The following is a 15,514-nucleotide window of genomic DNA, read 5'->3' as shown; positions in this document are numbered from 1 at the left end:
GTCCTTCAGCCATTGCGAATGCGTGGATCGAGCCAGGCGAGCAGCAAATCGGAGATCAGGGTGCCAATCAGCGTCAGCATGCTCATCAGCAGGATGAACGTGCCGGCGAGATACATATCCTGGGCAAACAGGGCGTTGAGCAGCAGCGGTCCGGTGATCGGCAGGCTGAGGACGATGGAGACCACCACCGAACCCGAGACGAGGTGCGGCAGCACCCAGCCGACCGTCGAGACGAAGGGGTTGAGGGCGACGCGCACCGGATATTTCAGCAGCAGCCGGATTTCGCTGAGGCCCCGGGCCCGCGCCATGTCGACATAGGGCTTGTTGAGTTCGTCGAGCAGGTTGGCGCGCATGATGCGGATCAGCGCCGCCGTCGCACCCGTGCCGAGCACGACGACCGGGATCCACATATGCGAGATGAGGTCGCCAAGCTTGGCCCAGCTCCAGGCGGCGTTGATATAAAGGGGCGAAAACAGCCCGCCGACGCTCTGGCCGAAATACTGCGCGGAGACGAACATCAGCACCAGCGCCAGCAGGAAGTTCGGAATGGCAAGGCCAAGGAAGCCGAAGAAGGTGGCGACGTAATCGCCCACCGAATATTGCCGCACCGCCGAATAGATGCCGATCGGAAAGGCCACCGCCCAGACGAAGAGCAGCGTGGTCACCGAGACCACCATCGTCAGGCCCATGCGCGCCCAGATCAATTCGCTGACCGGCTTGTTCCAATCGAGGGACTGGCCGAAATCGCCGCGCAGCAAGATGCCGCTGATCCATTTCCAATATTGCACCGCCCAAGGCTGATCGAGGCCGTAGCGCTCGCGCAGGCCGGCGATGACGCCCGGATCGATGGTCTCGTTCTGCGAGGCAAGACGCGCGGTCATCGCGGTCAGGAAATCACCCGGCGGCAGCTGGATGATGATGAAGGTCACGACCGAGATCGCGAACATCATCGGGATCATGTATAGCAGACGTCTGATAATGAAGCCGGCCATATTCAAGCTCCTTCAACCGGCAATCGCCGATCGCTTTGGGTGATGGGGCGAGGCTGTGCTTTGGGAATGGCGCCGGAGACGCCATTCCGCCGATCGGAGGCCCTTATTGCTGGTAATAGAAGGTCTCGGGCTTGGCCGGTCCCGGCGTCATGTAGAAGGACGTGCTGGGAATGACCTTCGGGACGTTGTGCATATTGGTCTTGACGATACCAACGCGATCCGGCTCGAGGTTGGTGCCGATGACGTAGAATTCGTCCCGGGTGATGGCCAGCAGTTCCTTCATGGCGGCCAGCTGCTTTTCGAGCGTCGGGGCTTCCTGCACCTGCCGGTAAAGGTCCATCTGCTTCTTGGCGGCCGGGCTCGGTTCCTGAGCGTTCGGGTCCTTGGGATTCTGGTAATAAAGACCCCATGCGGTCGCGAAGCTCGACTCGTATTCGTGCGGGAAATACCATTTGGGATCGAGCAGGCCGAGGAAGTCGTAGCCGCCGCCACCAACCCATCCGAGGCCGTCATTGTCGTTGTTCTGCAGGCGGGAGAAGATCAGCGACCGTTCAGCCGGGCGCGGTTGCATGTCGATGCCGACCGCCCGCCAATAACGTTGGATCATTTCCAGCGCGTCGACCTGGATCGGGCTGCCGGTCAAGGCGTCGATCGCGAAAGTGATGCGCTTGCCGTCCTGACCGAGGCGAAAACCCTCGGCATCTTTTTTGGTCAGGCCCGCCTTGTCGAGATATTGATTGGCGAGGTCGACATTATATTCGAGATACTGCGTCGCCATCTTCTCGTCGTAGAGCGCGGTGCCTTCGCGGGGCGCCGCCTGATAGGGTTTGGCCTGCCCGGCATAGATCAGCTGGTTCAGCTCCTCACGGTTGATGGCGTAGCTGAGGCCGATGCGGAAATCCTTGTTGGAGAAGACGGCGCGCAAGGCCGGGTTCTTGTGGGTCTGGTTGAGCGTGATCAGCAGGGCGTTCGACCAGGCCGGCCGGGCGATGAACAGGCCGTAGCCGCCCTTCTGCTGGTTCTGCACGATGACGGTGCGGGCGTCCGTCGTCTCGATGAAGCGGTTCTGCATGTCGATTTCGCCGCTGATCGCCTTCAGGATGATCGCCTGCGTATCCTGCATCACGTCGATGGTGACACGATCGAAGTAAGGCAGCTGGTTTCCCGCGGTATCCACCTTGGCGTAGTAGGGATTGCGTTCGGCGACGACCTGGGTCGTGCCGTTATAGGGCGCGGTCAGCACCCAGGCGTCGAGCGTCGGCCGGCCGAGATCGCGCCAGCGGCCGGGAAAGCCGATCTTGTTGTTGAAGAGCTGGACCCAATCGGCCGCACCTGCCGCCTTCACCAGGGCATCGATGCCATCGGGATTGAAATCCTTGTGGAACTGCTTGAGGTAATGTGCGGGTGCCGCCGCCAGGATATCGGAGCCGCGCACGGTCGCCATGTTCATCAGGAACAGGCCGTTCGGCGCAGCAAATTTGAAGACAACTTTGTCGTCGCCAAGCTTTTCGACCTTGACCGGTTCCCCGCCGGCCGTCAGCCAGTCGGGTGCAGCAGGCGTGATCTTGGTGTTGCGCAGCACATTCTCGTTCCACCACACCAGGTCGTCTGCGGTGAAGGGCTCGCCGTCCGACCAGCGCGTGCCTTGACGCAGCGTGAAAGTATATTCGGTGGCATTCGCATTGACCTCGACGCTCTTGGCGATATCGGGGATCACCTCAGTCCATTCCGGGTTCCAGCGGACCAGCCTCGTATAGCCGATCGAACGCTCGATCTCGCTGTCGCCGCCGCCGAAGGTGGCCGTGCGCCAGGTGCCGCCATAGGTGCCGACCGATTCAAGCGGGGTGAGCACCAGCGGCTCCTTGGGCAGGCGTTTATCCACCGGCGGCAGCTTGCCGGCATCAACAAGCGCCTTGAGTTCCGGCGCCTCCTGGAAACCGAGCGCGGCGCCGGCCCAGCCGGCCCCGATGAGGATGGCCGCGGCAACGGTCGAAACGACCTGCCGTCGTAGAATCCTGACGTGCTGCATTCTCTCCTCCCTGTGTTCGAGTAGGTTATCGTTAACGTCTTCTCCTCAATTGGGAACGTTAACGTTATCGTATGATCTTGTCAAAAGGATTCGCATTGACGTGATCCAAACCTGCAAAGGCTTGGTTTTCACCGAAACTATGTTAGTTATCGTTATCGTAATTTTCCTGCCTTCTCAGAGACAGCCTTTGAACAGCCCCAAAGAACCAGATTCCAAAATAACCATCGCCGATGTCGCCCATGCCGCAGGCGTGTCGCCAATGACGGTCTCGCGCGTGCTCAACGGCCGCGGCGGCGCCAGCGCCGAAACCAGTCAGCGTATTCTCTCCGCGGCAAACGAGCTCAACTATCGCCCCAATCCTTTTGCGCGCGGATTGCGGTCGGACCGGTCAAAGACCATCGGTCTTCTTGTTCCCGACATCACCAACCCGTTCTTTCCAGAGGTCATCCGGGGCGCCGAGGATGCGGCGAGCGCGGCCGGCTACAATCTGCTTCTGTCCAACGTCGTCGAAAACAGCAAACGGGAAGAGGAACTCATCGAAGCGCTGCTCAGGCATCGGGTCGACGGGATCATCGTCTGCAGCGCCCGGCTGCCGGATGCCGCGCTTCATAAGGCGCTCGCACCCCACCGCGCCGTCGTGCTCATCAACCGCGAGGCTCCGAACGAGATCGCCGGAACCATTGTCACGGACTACGAGACCGGCGCGTCGCGGGCCATCGACCACCTGGTCGAACGCGGCCGCCACAAAATCGCGATCATTGCCGGGCCGCGCAGCTCCTTCGGCGGCAAGAGCCGTCTCGTTGGCTTCCGCAAGACGCTGGCTGCCCATGGGCTGAAGGCGCACGGCATCGTCTACTGTGATCCCACCGCGGCCGGCGGACAGACGGCGGCGGCGCAATTGCTGGCGGAAACGCCCGATATCGATGCCCTCGTCTGCTACAACGACCTCAATGCGATCGGCGCGATGAAGGCCTGCCGGGCTGCCGGGATTTCGATCCCCGGTCAGATCGCGCTGATCGGTTTCGACGACATCCCGACAGCCGAACTGCTGTCTCCGGCGCTCACCACGCTGCGCGTGCAGAAACGGGAGATGGGAGAGGAAGCCGTGCGCCTGCTGCTCAGCCGCATCGCCACAAAAAACCGCCAGCACGGCATCGTCATCGTGCCTGAGCTCATCGTCCGCGAAACGACCTGATCGACGATCAACAGGAGGATATCACATGGACGCCGACAGTCTGCAGTCACTGGCCCTGCCCGACGAGAAGAAGGCCTGGTTCGTTCACGACCGGTTCGGCATGTTCGTGCATTGGGGGCTCTATGCCCTGCCGGCGCGCCATGAATGGGTCAAGAGCCGCGAAGAGCTTGATGACACCGACTACCAGAAATATTTCGATCATTTCGACCCCGATCTCTACGACCCGCGCGAATGGGCGAGACGCGCCAAGGCCGCGGGCATGAAATATGTCGTGTTGACGACCAAGCATCATGAAGGCTTTTGCCTTTGGGACACCAAGGCCACCGACTTCAAGGTGACCAACACCCCTTATGGCAAGGATCTGCTGCGCCCTTTCGTCGACGCCTTCCGCGCCGAGGGCCTGAGGATCGGCTTCTACTATTCGCTAATCGACTGGCATCACCCCGATTTTACCGTCGATCCCCGCCACCCGCAGCGCAATCATCCCGATGCAGCGAAAATCAACGAAGGCCGGGATATGCAGCGCTATGCCTCCTTCATGCGCGAGCAGGTGCGCGAGCTGCTGACCGAGTTCGGACGGATCGACATCATGTGGTTCGATTTCAGCTATCCGCAGTGGAAGCTCGGCGAACTTGTGGGAAAGGGCCATCGGGACTGGGAAAGCGAGAAGCTGGTGCGCCTGGTGCGCGAGCTTGCCCCCGACATCATCATCAACAACCGACTCGATCTTGCCGGTCTGCAGCCCGACATCGTCACCCCGGAGCAATATATGCCGCGCACCTGGCCGAAGCGCGACGGCCGGCGCGTTGTCTGGGAAGCCTGCCAGACACTCAGCGGCTCCTGGGGTTATCACCGCGACGAGGACACCTGGAAAAGCACCGAGCAGCTGGTGCAGATGCTTGTCGGCACCGTTGCGATCGGCGGCAATCTGTTGATGAATGTCGGGCCGACGGCACGCGGCACGCTCGACCACCGGGCGATATCAGCCCTTACTGCCTATGAGGAGTGGATGGCGCTGCACGAGCGCAGCATCGTCGGCTGCACCCAGTCCGACTTCACCGCCCCACCCGACTGCCGCCTGACCCAGAACGGCGACCGGCTCTATATCCACCTCTTCAACTGGCCCTATAGGCATCTGCATTTCGATGCCCTGGCGGGCAAGATCGAATATGCGCAATTCCTGCATGATGCCAGCGAAGTCACCTGGCTGCGCCCGTCCGCCAATACGCTGTGGACGAACACCCAGTTCCCCGTCGCCGAGAACGAGCTGACATTCGTCCTGCCGGTGCGCTGCCCCAAGGTCGTCGTCCCGGTCATCGAGGTCAAGCTCAAGGCTGGGAGCGACGCTGGCATTCAGGATTGATGCGTTTGTTCTGTCCTGATCCGTGCTTCAGGACAGGCTGATCGCTACCGATCTTTCGAGGTCGCGGGCGAGATAGTCCTGGATCTGGCGGACGATCTGGCTGGCATGGGCGATTGCCAGCCGGTCGGCCTGCTCGGCGTCGCCGGCCTCGATCGCAGCGATGATTTCCTCGTGTTCATCGACATATTGGCGCGGCAGGCGGTCGTCGAAGGTCGAATAATAGAGCCGAAGGATACGCCGGCCCTCGTCGAGCAGTTTGGCAAAGAAGGCCGTGTAATAGGCATTGCCGGCTAGCTCTGCAATCGCCACGTGAAATTCACGGTTCGCCTCGATCATCGCATAAGCGTCGCGCGCGGCGACGGCATCGGCAAAATCCTTCTGATGCAGGCGGATCGATTTCATGATTTCGCCGTTCCGCCGCTCGGCAGCCCCACGCGTCGTCACCCGGTACATCAGCGTCAGCGCTTCGAAATAGGTGGGCAGGCTGGCGAAATCGATCGGCGCGACGATCGTGTTCCGGTTCGGCAGGGTCGTGACCAGCCCATCGGCGACAAGCCGCAGCAGCGCTTCGCGGATGGGCGTCCTCGACATGCCAAAGCGCTCCGACAGCCGCACCTCATCGAGCGGACTGCCAGGTTCCAGAGCCATCGACAGGATCTCCCGGCGCAGGGTCACATAAACGCTCTGCGTGCCCGAGCCGCGCACCCGCACATTTTCCGTGTCATTCTGCATATGTCCCGCCTCTGTCCTGAAGCCTTTTATTGCGTTTCGGCCGGGTTATGCAACGGTCCTCATAAAGCCGGTTGAGTCTTGTCGACAGTTTGTATATAACACTCCTGATTTTAATGGAGTTCAAGTGATGACGACAGGATGGAAGGGCGTGTTTCCCGCCGTAACGACACAATTCAACGAAGATCTCTCGGTGGACTTGCCCTCGACCCAGCGCGTCCAGGACGCGCTCGTCAATGACGGCGTCAACGGCCTGATCGTCATGGGCACATGCGGCGAGAACAATTCGCTCGATCCCGATGAAAAGCGCACGATCCTTAAAGCCGCCGTCGAGGTCGTCAACGGCCGCGTTCCGGTTGTGACGGGCGTCTCCGAATTCGACACGCGCCGCGCCGTCGCCTATGCCCGCGACGCCGAAAAGCTCGGCGCCGACGGGTTGATGCTGCTGCCGGCCATGGTCTATGTGCCGAAGTCGGAAGAGCTGATCGCGCATTTTCGCACCGTCGCCGAAGCGACCTCGCTGCCGATCATGCTTTACAACAACCCGCCGGCCTATCGCGTCAATATCGGCGTCGACGTGCTGACGGTGCTGGCCGACGTGCCGAATATCAAGGCCGTCAAGGAAAGCGCGCCGGATCCGCGTCGCTTCACCGACCTCATCAATGAATTCGGCGACCGCTTCGATCTTTTCGCCGGCCTCGACGACGTCGCGCTCGAAGGCCTGATGCTCGGCGCCAAGGGCTGGGTCTCGGGCCTCACCAGCGCCTTCCCGGAGGAATCCGTGCAGCTCGTTGCCGCCGCCGAACGCGGCGATTGGGAAAAAGCCCGCGATATCTATCGCTGGTTCATGCCACTTCTGCACCTCGATGCCGAGCATGACCTCGTGCAGTCGATCAAGCTCGCCGAGCAGATCATGGGCCGCGGTTCCGAACGCGTTCGCATGCCGCGCCTGCCGCTGTCTGGCGCGCGGCGCGCGGAGGTCACCGCCATGGTCGAGAAGGCGGCCGCCACGCGTCCGTCGAAAATCGGCAAGGCCGCCTGAGCTAAAGAGAGGGCATAGCGCTGGTTTCCCGCTAAACAACTCCAAGGTAGGACGAAGCCTGAATGCTGTCATGCGGCTCGCTGTTTTCCAGCCAGGTTGAGCGGTTTTCGGTGGGTTGTCTTCGCGGCAGATCCCAAAGGAAATCGCTAGAGAAGGCGACGTGCTCCCTTCCGACCGCCACCGGGGCCGCGAGAATGAGACCTGCGGCACTGCCAGCGGCCGCAGCCGCTCCGGTCGTTCCGGCGATCAGGCGGTCCCCGAGACCCACCCTGCTGTCGGTTAGCGTCTGGCCTTCAGAAATACGCCTGCCGATGAGCTGGACGATCTCCGGCGATTCCGCGAACTTGCTATGGTGGAGACTGTCGCCAGCCTTCACCTTGGTCATGTCGATCACAGCGATCTTGTTGGCTTCGAGTTCCTCCTTGTAGGGAGCCTGCTCCGGATCGATCGATCCAAGCCGGGGGATGTCGCCCCAGATCCTGCGCGAGAAGGCAAGAGCGCGGTCATCGCGCGATACGAACAAGGTAAAGCGGGGATGCTGCTTGCCCATGTCGACGATCTCCGAGCGGAACACGTCCACGTCGACGTCCGGAGCGGCAAGCATCACGTTCTTGAATTTCGCTGGCAGCCCGCCGTTGCGTATCGCCATTTGGCGCAGGCCTTCGAGGGCCAGCCAGTTGCCCATCGAATGCGCAAGGATGGAGACTTCCTTTATCTCCTTGTCGTCCGCCAGATACTGAAACAGTTTCTCGAGGGCGTTACGCGTATAGTTGGTGCTTTCGCGATCGTAACCATAGGCGAGCAGGCTGCCCCGTGACGGCCATGTCACGAGGACGGGCGCGCTGTGGACGCCTGAATCGTGGACGATCTGCGCAAAGCGGTAGACGGAGTCCTCGAACCGGTTGTTGAACCCGTGGATGAAGACGAACGCGCTGCCGTCGGGGCTTTTGCGGACTGCGGCGTTAAGCCAGGCCTTTGCCTGCTCCCGGCTGAGCTCATCCGCCTTCAGGGTTGCAAAATCAGTCGCCGGATTTGACGGAAGCCGTTTTGGCCATGCGACGTCGCCGACCTTGCGCACGCTCGCAGGTGGAATTGAAACGGTGATGTCGGCAAAGGCAGGAGCAAGGGCTCTTTCGCCGGTGAACATCTCGCCGCGATTGGTGGAAAGCGCCCGCGTCGTCGCAATCAACATGTCCACGCGGCTTGATCCGCGCGAGGTGTCCGCAACAGGCAGCAGCACGTCTTTGGGATGTCCGCCGCATCCGGAAGACAAAGCGAGCGCGGTGTAAAGAAAGAGCCGCCGGCACCCCTTGAATAACGCCGCCGGACGAAGTTACTGACGCTATGCAGAATGCCCACTGCACTTCCCCCCGGTCCCTCCATCGAGACCTTATTTCGGAAAGAGAAAAGTCATTGCCACTCGGAAGCCCCATCCCTCTGGGCCGTTTTCTGGGGCCGCGGCCCAGTAGCGCGCGCCTGCCGTGAAGCTGACGGGTTGCTTGTCGAACCTGACGAGCTTCGACACCTGGAAGTTGATCGGGACAGACCATTGTTCGTCTTCCCAATTGTAGGTGCTCTCGGTGTTGAGGGTAAAGGTCCAGGCGTCGGATGTCGTATAGGAAACGAAGGGCTGCAAGAAGGTGGAACTGACGTCGGGCCGATCCCCCTCGCCGGCAACCGACCAGATGTGGTTGGCGAGCGCCCCAACGGTCCAAGGGCCTTCCTGCTTGAGGACCACGGCGGTCGGACCGATGCCGAACTTGCCGCTGCCCAGGAAGTCGTCCGTTGCTGTCGGCAGCAGGAACGCGGGTCCGGCGCCCCAGATGATCCCGCCAGCCGTCGGCTCTTTGGGGGAGAAGAAGAAGCTCTGCGTAGTGTCTCCGATCCCAAATTGGCTGCCGGAGGGACCCGCAATGTCGTCCTGCCAGATCACCGGCACAATCGTGCGAGAGATCACATTCCAGTTCTCGTTCAGCGAGAACGGGATGACAGGTTGGATATTGAGAGTTTCGCGATTGCCGTTGTCGGGACCGAAGCCGTGATCATAATTGAACTGGAACGGCACGCTGATCAGCGACGCCACAGGATTGCTCAGCTTCTTTGCAAGATCGGTATCTGCCTCCCATGCCTGCGCGATACCAGTGGGCGCGATCGTCAGGCAGGGTATTAGCGTCATGACCAAAGTAACCTTCATTGCGTCCTCCAACTTCAATGACGGGTCATAGAATCCGCGTGGAATCGCACCACGGCGAGAACCTCACGCAACCGCGATTGCGTCCTGGCCGGGAAGTCCGACTCCTTACAGACCTCCACGCCAGCCTGGTTCTCAACGGCCTACTAGAAGTGAACCGCTATCCCTAAAATCGGCCCCTGCAGGACAGCGTCGAAGACAAACCCGTCATTGTTGCTGTAGTTCACGCCCGTCGCCCGATACCCTGCGATAGCGGAGACTGCGTTGTTAAATTTATAGCCAAGCCCCAGCGCCACGTCCCAATCGACATCCGCGCCACCGCCGCCGACAAGGCCCCATCCGGTGAGATAGAATTGCGGCGTGAAGAAATAGTTGCCCCGCACACCAGCCACAGCGTCGACCCACGTCGCGCTGTCATCCCTTTCACGTCCATCCAGAATACCGCCGTTGAACGCGATATTGGTGTCCGCCGACCAGACCCTCACACCGCCGACCAGATCGAGATGCCCCGACTGGTCCTCGAGCACTGAATAGCCGACGCCGACAATTCCGGCGAACGCCTTTGAGGTCACATCGACGCTGTCGGCCAGGATACCTCGTCGTGTATTAGCATCTGCGCCAAGCTTGACATAGAAAATGTCGCCGAAGACGCTGTAGCGGTCATATCGCGCTTCGCCCGCGCCCATGAAAGCGAAGTCCAGATTCTGCAGGAGATCGCTAAAGCTGGAATCGATATGGACCTCGGGCAGGCCGAACTGCGCAACATCTCCGGAAATCCCGGCAGCCCAGAAATATGGGGCGGCCGTAAACGACCATCCGCTCGGGGTTTCGACCACCTTCGCCTCCGGCGCCAGCGGTGTCAGGTCCGCCGACCAACCCGGCGATGCAACGGCAAGGCCCACGCAAAGGAAAGCTGCAGGTACAAGAATAGTCTTCATGATCGTCTCCGCCCCCTTCATCGGCGACTGATAAGCGCCAAGAGCGACCCCTCTCTTGATTCGCTGATAAATAATCTGCCCGAAAAGTCGAATGTACTTAAGTAACTTTTGATTGCAGCCGATCTCTGATCGACTCGCCAGATGATACACTGTCGATCCGCGATCGCGTGCGCTGTCGCATTTCATTCGGGAGAATGCGCCCGCCGCAGATCCTCGGTAAGACGAAGGATATTAGGATCATTCGGAACAAGGGAAAGCAGCCGCTTGGCATATCCAAGCGCGGCGGCGAAATTCCGCGCGTCCCGATTAAACGTTGCCAATGCCAGCAATGTGTCGCGGTCATTCGGATGACGCTCAAGGCTCGTTTCGAGCATCGCGATCGCGTCATCCCGACGCCCGGTCGAATGCAGTGCAACCGCATAGGCAAAGGCATATTGCGCCTGGTCGGGCGCAAGTATGGCTGCCTGACGCAGTTCGTCGAATGCGTCGTCGGATCGGCCCAGCCGAATGAGAGTAAGCCCGAGTGCGTAGCGAAGACCGGCATCCTCGGGCGACGCCTTCACCACTGCGCGTAGCACCTGCTCGCCATCCAGATCTCGCCCCAGCGCTCGGTAGAGGTCGGCCAGATTCACTGCCGCCGGCGCGAATCCGGGGCTGAGGCGCAACGCAGCCCGGTATTCACCTTCCGCCGCCGCGCCCATCCCGCGCTTGGCGAAGAAGCTTCCCAATGCGCTGCGCCCTTCGGGGCGGTCAGCATTGAGACGCTGGGCGGCGATGAACTCGGCTGCTGCCTGGTCGAAGCGTGCGCGATCGGCCGCCGGCTGGCTCGCTGTGGGAACCGAGGCCAACAGCGATACGGCCCTGAGGCGCACGTCGCCGACCGGATCCGAAAGCAGTGGCGAGATAATCGGCCAGAGCTCGTCGGCCGGGGCGCCTTCCAGCATGTCGAGCGCGCCGATGCGCACCATTGGATCGCGATCGGCTAGGCCGGACCGCGCCAGTTCAACGTTGGCGCCGGACAGATAGGCGTTCAACTCGGCCAGGGCGCTGGCGTGCACGAACGGTGAGGCTGCCGGATCGCGCGCGACTGCGGAGAGAAGCTTTTCGGCGTCTGCCTGTTCCGTCCAGGCCGCATTGAACGCCTCGGCATAGTTCTGAAAGCCTTTGCGGTTCGGCCCGAACCAGCCTCCGACCGCAGCGGCCGCCCATTCGGCGGATTTATCCTTGTGGCAATCGTTGCAAGCATTCGGTGTGCCGAGCTTGGTGGAAAGGTCCGGACGGGGAATGCGGAAACTGTGGTCGTGCCGCTGGTCGATCACCATGTAGGTCCGCGCCGGCATGTGGCAGGAGGCACAGGCGAGCGGCGCGTTCGACTCATCATGGTGGCGGTGTGCGGCGGTTTCGTATCTTTGCGGCGCGTGACACTGCCCGCAGACGCCGTCTTGGGGCGCACGCAGCGTCGCACTGTGCGGATCATGGCAATCGCTGCAGGTGACGCCGTGCGCAAACATCCTGCTCTGCTTGAAAGGCGCATAGTTGTAGGTCTCCTCCATGTCGCGCATCTGCCCGTCGGCATGAAACAGCGAGCGATCGAGGGCGGAAACATGGTGCGTATCGGAGAGGAACGATCCCGGCATCCAATCCTCCGAGAACTGGCTGCGCCGCGCATGGCAGAGGCCGCATGTCTCGACCTCTTTGCGCAGGGCCAATGGTGGCGAACTGCGCGTTGGCAACCCGGTCGCAGCGTCCGGCGTCCAACTCACCCCCTCGCGCTCGTCGAAGCGGACGACGAGACCCTTTTCAGGATCCTCCTCCCTGCCGAACGGCCACCAGCTCCGCCGGGCGCCCGCCCAGGCAAGGTGACGGGAGCCCATGCCGTGGCAAGCCTCGCAACCGACGCTGATTTCGGCCCAACCGGTGGCGAAGCGATCACCGGCCGCATCATAGTTCTTGCGGATACCGGTCGAATGGCACTCGGCGCACATGAAGTTCCAATTCTGGTTGAGCTTTGTCCAGTGCAGGATGTCGTCATGACCGATATGTTCGTCCGCATAGAGATGGAACCAGCGCTGCCCACCCACCGCCGTCGGCCGGCTGTCCCAGGCAAGCGGCAGCGCCTGGATGCGGCCGTCAGGAAATTCTACCAGGTATTGCTGCAGCGGCGCGATGCCGAATGTGTATTTGACCTCGAATTCGGCAAGTTTGCCGTCGGCTCCGTCGGTCTCGACCATGAGCTTTCCATCTTTGCGGAAGAACCGGGAGTTGACGCCGAAATGGTCGAAACTGGCATCGTGGAAATCGCCCAACACCGATTTCTCGGTCGCATGGTCCATGGCATGCTTGTGCTGGGAGGTACGCCACAGCTCTGCCTCGGCCTGGTGGCAGCCAGCGCACCTCTCGCTACCAACGAAGGAGACGACGTTCGCGGACGAGGATCCAAGGGCGGTTGATCGCGGTCCATCGTCCCGCGCCAGCCAGTTGGCAAACCCGCCGACGATCACGATCAGTGCTGCCGCGGCCGCAATTGCTATCTTCCACCGGCCCGTAGTATGGACTGATAGGTCCGGTGGCTCGGTTGGAGGAGGTGCGCTCGGAAGGCTGCGCTTTGCTTGACCGGGCTTCCGGTTGGACCGTCTCTTCCTCAATTCCTGCGCCTCCTCTCCCGCAGTTACGTTCGGCGGTCTGCCAAAATTCGCTAAGCGAGTAGGCAATGGCAAATGCCTGCCGCCCTAACAGATCGAACCACGCGACCCCGGCCTATGACGCGGCGCGCTGTCGGTCCGGTGCAGTGTTCACATCGGTTTCGCCCGATTGTTGCGTCGCGACAGCCATTGACCGATCATCGGCTGAATCGCGTTTGAGTTGAGCTGAACTTGGCAGCGAGGAGGAGAGTTCTATTCCTTCTCTGCGACAGGCTTCGAGGATTTGCCACTTGGCGTCGGCTTCGATACCACTTGCGCTGTCGGCGCGAATGACAAGCTTGAAATTGACCACCAGCGCGTTTTCGGTAATGTCGGAAATGCCCTTCAACTTGAGGGGCTCAAGGATGGCATCCTTATAGTCCGGGTTGTCCATCAGTTCGATTCCGACGCTCTTGGTGATCATGCGAAGTCTCTCGAGGTCCGTGTGACGAGCGAAATTGATCTGGAATTTGACCGTGGACCAGTCGCGGCTAAAGTTGGTGATCTGGCCAAGCTGTCCAAACGGGACGGTGTGAAGCTGACCGCTTTGATGCCTGAGCCGCACCGAGCGCAGCGTGAAGCCTTCGACCGTCCCCTTTACTTTGTTGCAATCAATGTATTCTCCAACCCGGAAAGCGTCGTCTGCAAGGTAAAAAATGCCTGAGACAATATCGCGCACCAGCGATTGGCTGCCGAACGAAACAGCAAGACCAAATATCGAAGCGCTGGCGATAAGAGGGGCTGTGTTGACGCCAAGTTCCGAAAGGACCATCAGCGTTGTGACAATCACGATCAGCACGCTGAGGGTCACCCGTACGACTGGCATAAGCGTTAGTATGCGGGATGACCGCATTCGCACCGAGGAGGAAAGGCTTGCGTCGGCTGTCTGGGGCGGAAGTGTTGCGGTGTCCATGTATTTGCCAACAATATATCTCATCGCTTCCCAAGCGATATACGCGACCAATGCGACGACACCGGCCCTTACCAATGCTTTCTTCCAGCTGTTCCACTGCGCCGGCGTGAAGATGCCCAAAGCCTCTCCGAGCCAGATGTGCAAGACATAGATCACCGCGCTGATGATGATAACAAGACGCGCGGCGCGGATGAGAACGCTGTAAAAGTGGCGCGACGGGGCTACGGTAGAGTCCTTAGCCGCTGCCGCCGCGAGCCTGCGCTGGAAAAACTTAAAGAGAGACTCGGCGAGGATGACCCCGATGACTACGTTGATGGCGGTCATCTCGACATGGTGCCCTTCCACGGCACCGTAGACATCCACGAGGCTTCGGAGAGCGATCAGCGGAAGCGCGACAAATAACCAGCCTTCAACGATTCGTTCCTGCTCTTGTCCGCTTTTCCACCATCCGAGGCTCGTTGCGACCAATTTTCCGATCGCCCGACGCCAATGAATGACGCACCAGGTGAGAACCGCTGCGAACGATAGCGCATTGATCAGGAGACCCGCCGCAATGGCGTCAGAGGAAACTCCTGCGGCCATTGGCACCAAGATCCAGCTCCGAAGGGCGTTCGCCGCAATGGTTATTGCCAAAAAAACAGATGTCACCCGGTTCGTATCGTCATCGAGTGCAACGATACGCAGGGACGGTCTCCGCGGCCGAAACCAGACCAGTATCACATGCCCATAGAAGCTCAGTTGGAGCACCACGTTAAGGAGGAGCTTGCCGACGCGCGCCTCAATTCCCATTCCGGCAAACCAGGTGCCCTTGGCAAGATCGCAGACAATCCACGCCGTGCTGAAAGCCAAAACATTCACGAGCGCGATCAAGCCGAAAGTCATGAGCGTCGGGGGCTCGTCCGCGGAAAGTCTATGATTCAGGATCTGGCTACCGAAGCTGATGACCACAAATTGTAGGAAGATGGCGGTGCCTATGGCGACCAAAACCAGCGACAGAAAACTCCCGGCATCGCGGCCATCAGAGTTCGTGTCATCGAGTTGATCGAAAGTGCTGGAAAAGACCTGAGGCAGCTGAGGAAGCGCGGTGATAACGGCAATCAGGCGGTGAAAGAATCGACTTGTTCCTGTATCCAAGTCTTGCTCCAGAATGCTCGCAGATTTTTCCGGCAAGACAGAGACCGGGTGGGATTGTGTCGAGGAAGCTACTGGTTTGTCCGCCAGCTTGCGGATCACAGCGTCGCTGACGTCGGTGACAAGTTGATCGAGCTGCTCTTTCGAAAGTGCGACCGTTGAGGAAGGCGAGCTGGTCTGCGCATTTTGCGCGTAACTGCTCACCTGTGCGGTGAACAGCAGCAGGCATAGGCAAAGCATAGTTCTCTGGAGTAGGCTTGTCCTCATCGATATTTTTCCTGAGGCAACTTCGGATCAGATCTCTCCGACA

Annotated in this window: 11 protein-coding genes; 3 read left to right on the top strand and 8 right to left on the bottom strand. The window is 60.5% G+C overall.

Going from position 1 to position 15,514, the window contains the following annotated elements:
• Nucleotides 1-5: 5 nt before the first annotated feature.
• The gene (locus tag J2J99_RS24555) at nt 6-992 is read right to left on the bottom strand and encodes an ABC transporter permease (protein ID WP_016736892.1); all 987 of its coding nucleotides are present in this window, start codon (nt 990-992) and stop codon (nt 6-8) included.
• A gap of 103 nt (nt 993-1,095) precedes the next feature.
• The gene (locus tag J2J99_RS24550; RefSeq protein WP_168297463.1) at nt 1,096-3,021 is read right to left on the bottom strand and encodes an ABC transporter substrate-binding protein; all 1,926 of its coding nucleotides are present in this window, start codon (nt 3,019-3,021) and stop codon (nt 1,096-1,098) included.
• Nucleotides 3,022-3,208: 187 nt separating this feature from the next.
• Between J2J99_RS24550 and J2J99_RS24545 the strand changes: the two genes are divergently transcribed.
• Both J2J99_RS24545 and J2J99_RS24540 read left to right on the top strand, forming a co-directional pair.
• Nucleotides 3,209-4,216, top strand: a complete 1,008-nt coding sequence (locus J2J99_RS24545; protein ID WP_168297464.1) for a LacI family DNA-binding transcriptional regulator — start codon at nt 3,209-3,211, stop codon at nt 4,214-4,216.
• A complete protein-coding gene (locus J2J99_RS24540; protein ID WP_343229142.1) occupies nt 4,188-5,579 on the top strand; it encodes an alpha-L-fucosidase in 1,392 nt (463 codons plus the stop codon). Before J2J99_RS24545 ends, J2J99_RS24540 begins: the two co-directional genes overlap by 29 nt.
• Before the next feature lie 27 nt (nt 5,580-5,606).
• On the opposite strand, the gene J2J99_RS24535 is transcribed toward J2J99_RS24540, so the two are convergent.
• Nucleotides 5,607-6,311 (bottom strand): GntR family transcriptional regulator, encoded by a 705-nt coding sequence (locus tag J2J99_RS24535; protein WP_168297466.1) that lies wholly within the window; start codon nt 6,309-6,311, stop codon nt 5,607-5,609.
• A gap of 127 nt (nt 6,312-6,438) precedes the next feature.
• Here J2J99_RS24535 and J2J99_RS24530 point away from each other — a divergent pair, with 127 nt between their 5' ends.
• Entirely contained in the window at nt 6,439-7,350 is a 912-nt protein-coding gene (locus J2J99_RS24530; protein WP_168297467.1) for a dihydrodipicolinate synthase family protein, read from the top strand.
• A 31-nt stretch (nt 7,351-7,381) separates the two neighbouring features.
• Here J2J99_RS24530 and J2J99_RS24525 read toward each other — a convergent pair whose 3' ends face one another.
• The 5 genes from J2J99_RS24525 to J2J99_RS24505 all read right to left on the bottom strand — a co-directional run bounded on the left by J2J99_RS24525 (nt 7,382) and on the right by J2J99_RS24505 (nt 15,471).
• A complete protein-coding gene (locus tag J2J99_RS24525) occupies nt 7,382-8,497 on the bottom strand; it encodes an alpha/beta hydrolase (RefSeq protein WP_246735373.1) in 1,116 nt (371 codons plus the stop codon).
• A 243-nt stretch (nt 8,498-8,740) separates the two neighbouring features.
• Nucleotides 8,741-9,544: a transporter gene (locus J2J99_RS24520; RefSeq protein WP_425526068.1), complete on the bottom strand. Its 804-nt coding sequence runs from the start codon at nt 9,542-9,544 to the stop codon at nt 8,741-8,743.
• A gap of 143 nt (nt 9,545-9,687) precedes the next feature.
• Complete coding sequence (locus J2J99_RS24515; RefSeq protein WP_168297469.1) at nt 9,688-10,479, bottom strand: hypothetical protein; 792 nt, start codon at nt 10,477-10,479, stop codon at nt 9,688-9,690.
• 182 nt (nt 10,480-10,661) lie between these two features.
• Nucleotides 10,662-12,812: a tetratricopeptide repeat protein gene (locus tag J2J99_RS24510; RefSeq protein ID WP_343229140.1), complete on the bottom strand. Its 2,151-nt coding sequence runs from the start codon at nt 12,810-12,812 to the stop codon at nt 10,662-10,664.
• A 424-nt stretch (nt 12,813-13,236) separates the two neighbouring features.
• Nucleotides 13,237-15,471, bottom strand: coding sequence for a mechanosensitive ion channel family protein (locus J2J99_RS24505; protein WP_168297471.1), 2,235 nt, complete (start codon nt 15,469-15,471; stop codon nt 13,237-13,239).
• Nucleotides 15,472-15,514 lie beyond the last annotated feature (43 nt).

Source organism: Rhizobium binae (assembly GCF_017357225.1).
GTDB classification, from domain to species: Bacteria; Pseudomonadota; Alphaproteobacteria; order Rhizobiales; family Rhizobiaceae; genus Rhizobium; species Rhizobium binae.
This window is presented reverse-complemented; position numbering and strand designations above follow the sequence as displayed.

What these genes read in the sequence shown, in the direction of transcription:
- J2J99_RS24555 (WP_016736892.1), bottom strand. Translation starts at nt 992, where the DNA reads ATGGCCGGCTTCATTATCAGACGTCTGCTATACATGATCCCGATGATG.
- J2J99_RS24550 (WP_168297463.1), bottom strand. Translation starts at nt 3,021, where the DNA reads ATGCAGCACGTCAGGATTCTACGACGGCAGGTCGTTTCGACCGTTGCC.
- J2J99_RS24535 (WP_168297466.1), bottom strand. Translation starts at nt 6,311, where the DNA reads ATGCAGAATGACACGGAAAATGTGCGGGTGCGCGGCTCGGGCACGCAG.
- J2J99_RS24530 (WP_168297467.1), top strand. Translation starts at nt 6,439, where the DNA reads ATGACGACAGGATGGAAGGGCGTGTTTCCCGCCGTAACGACACAATTC.
- J2J99_RS24525 (WP_246735373.1), bottom strand. Translation starts at nt 8,497, where the DNA reads ATGTTCACCGGCGAAAGAGCCCTTGCTCCTGCCTTTGCCGACATCACC.
- J2J99_RS24520 (WP_425526068.1), bottom strand. Translation starts at nt 9,544, where the DNA reads ATGAAGGTTACTTTGGTCATGACGCTAATACCCTGCCTGACGATCGCG.
- J2J99_RS24515 (WP_168297469.1), bottom strand. Translation starts at nt 10,479, where the DNA reads ATGAAGACTATTCTTGTACCTGCAGCTTTCCTTTGCGTGGGCCTTGCC.
- J2J99_RS24510 (WP_343229140.1), bottom strand. Translation starts at nt 12,812, where the DNA reads ATGGACCATGCGACCGAGAAATCGGTGTTGGGCGATTTCCACGATGCC.
- J2J99_RS24505 (WP_168297471.1), bottom strand. Translation starts at nt 15,471, where the DNA reads ATGAGGACAAGCCTACTCCAGAGAACTATGCTTTGCCTATGCCTGCTG.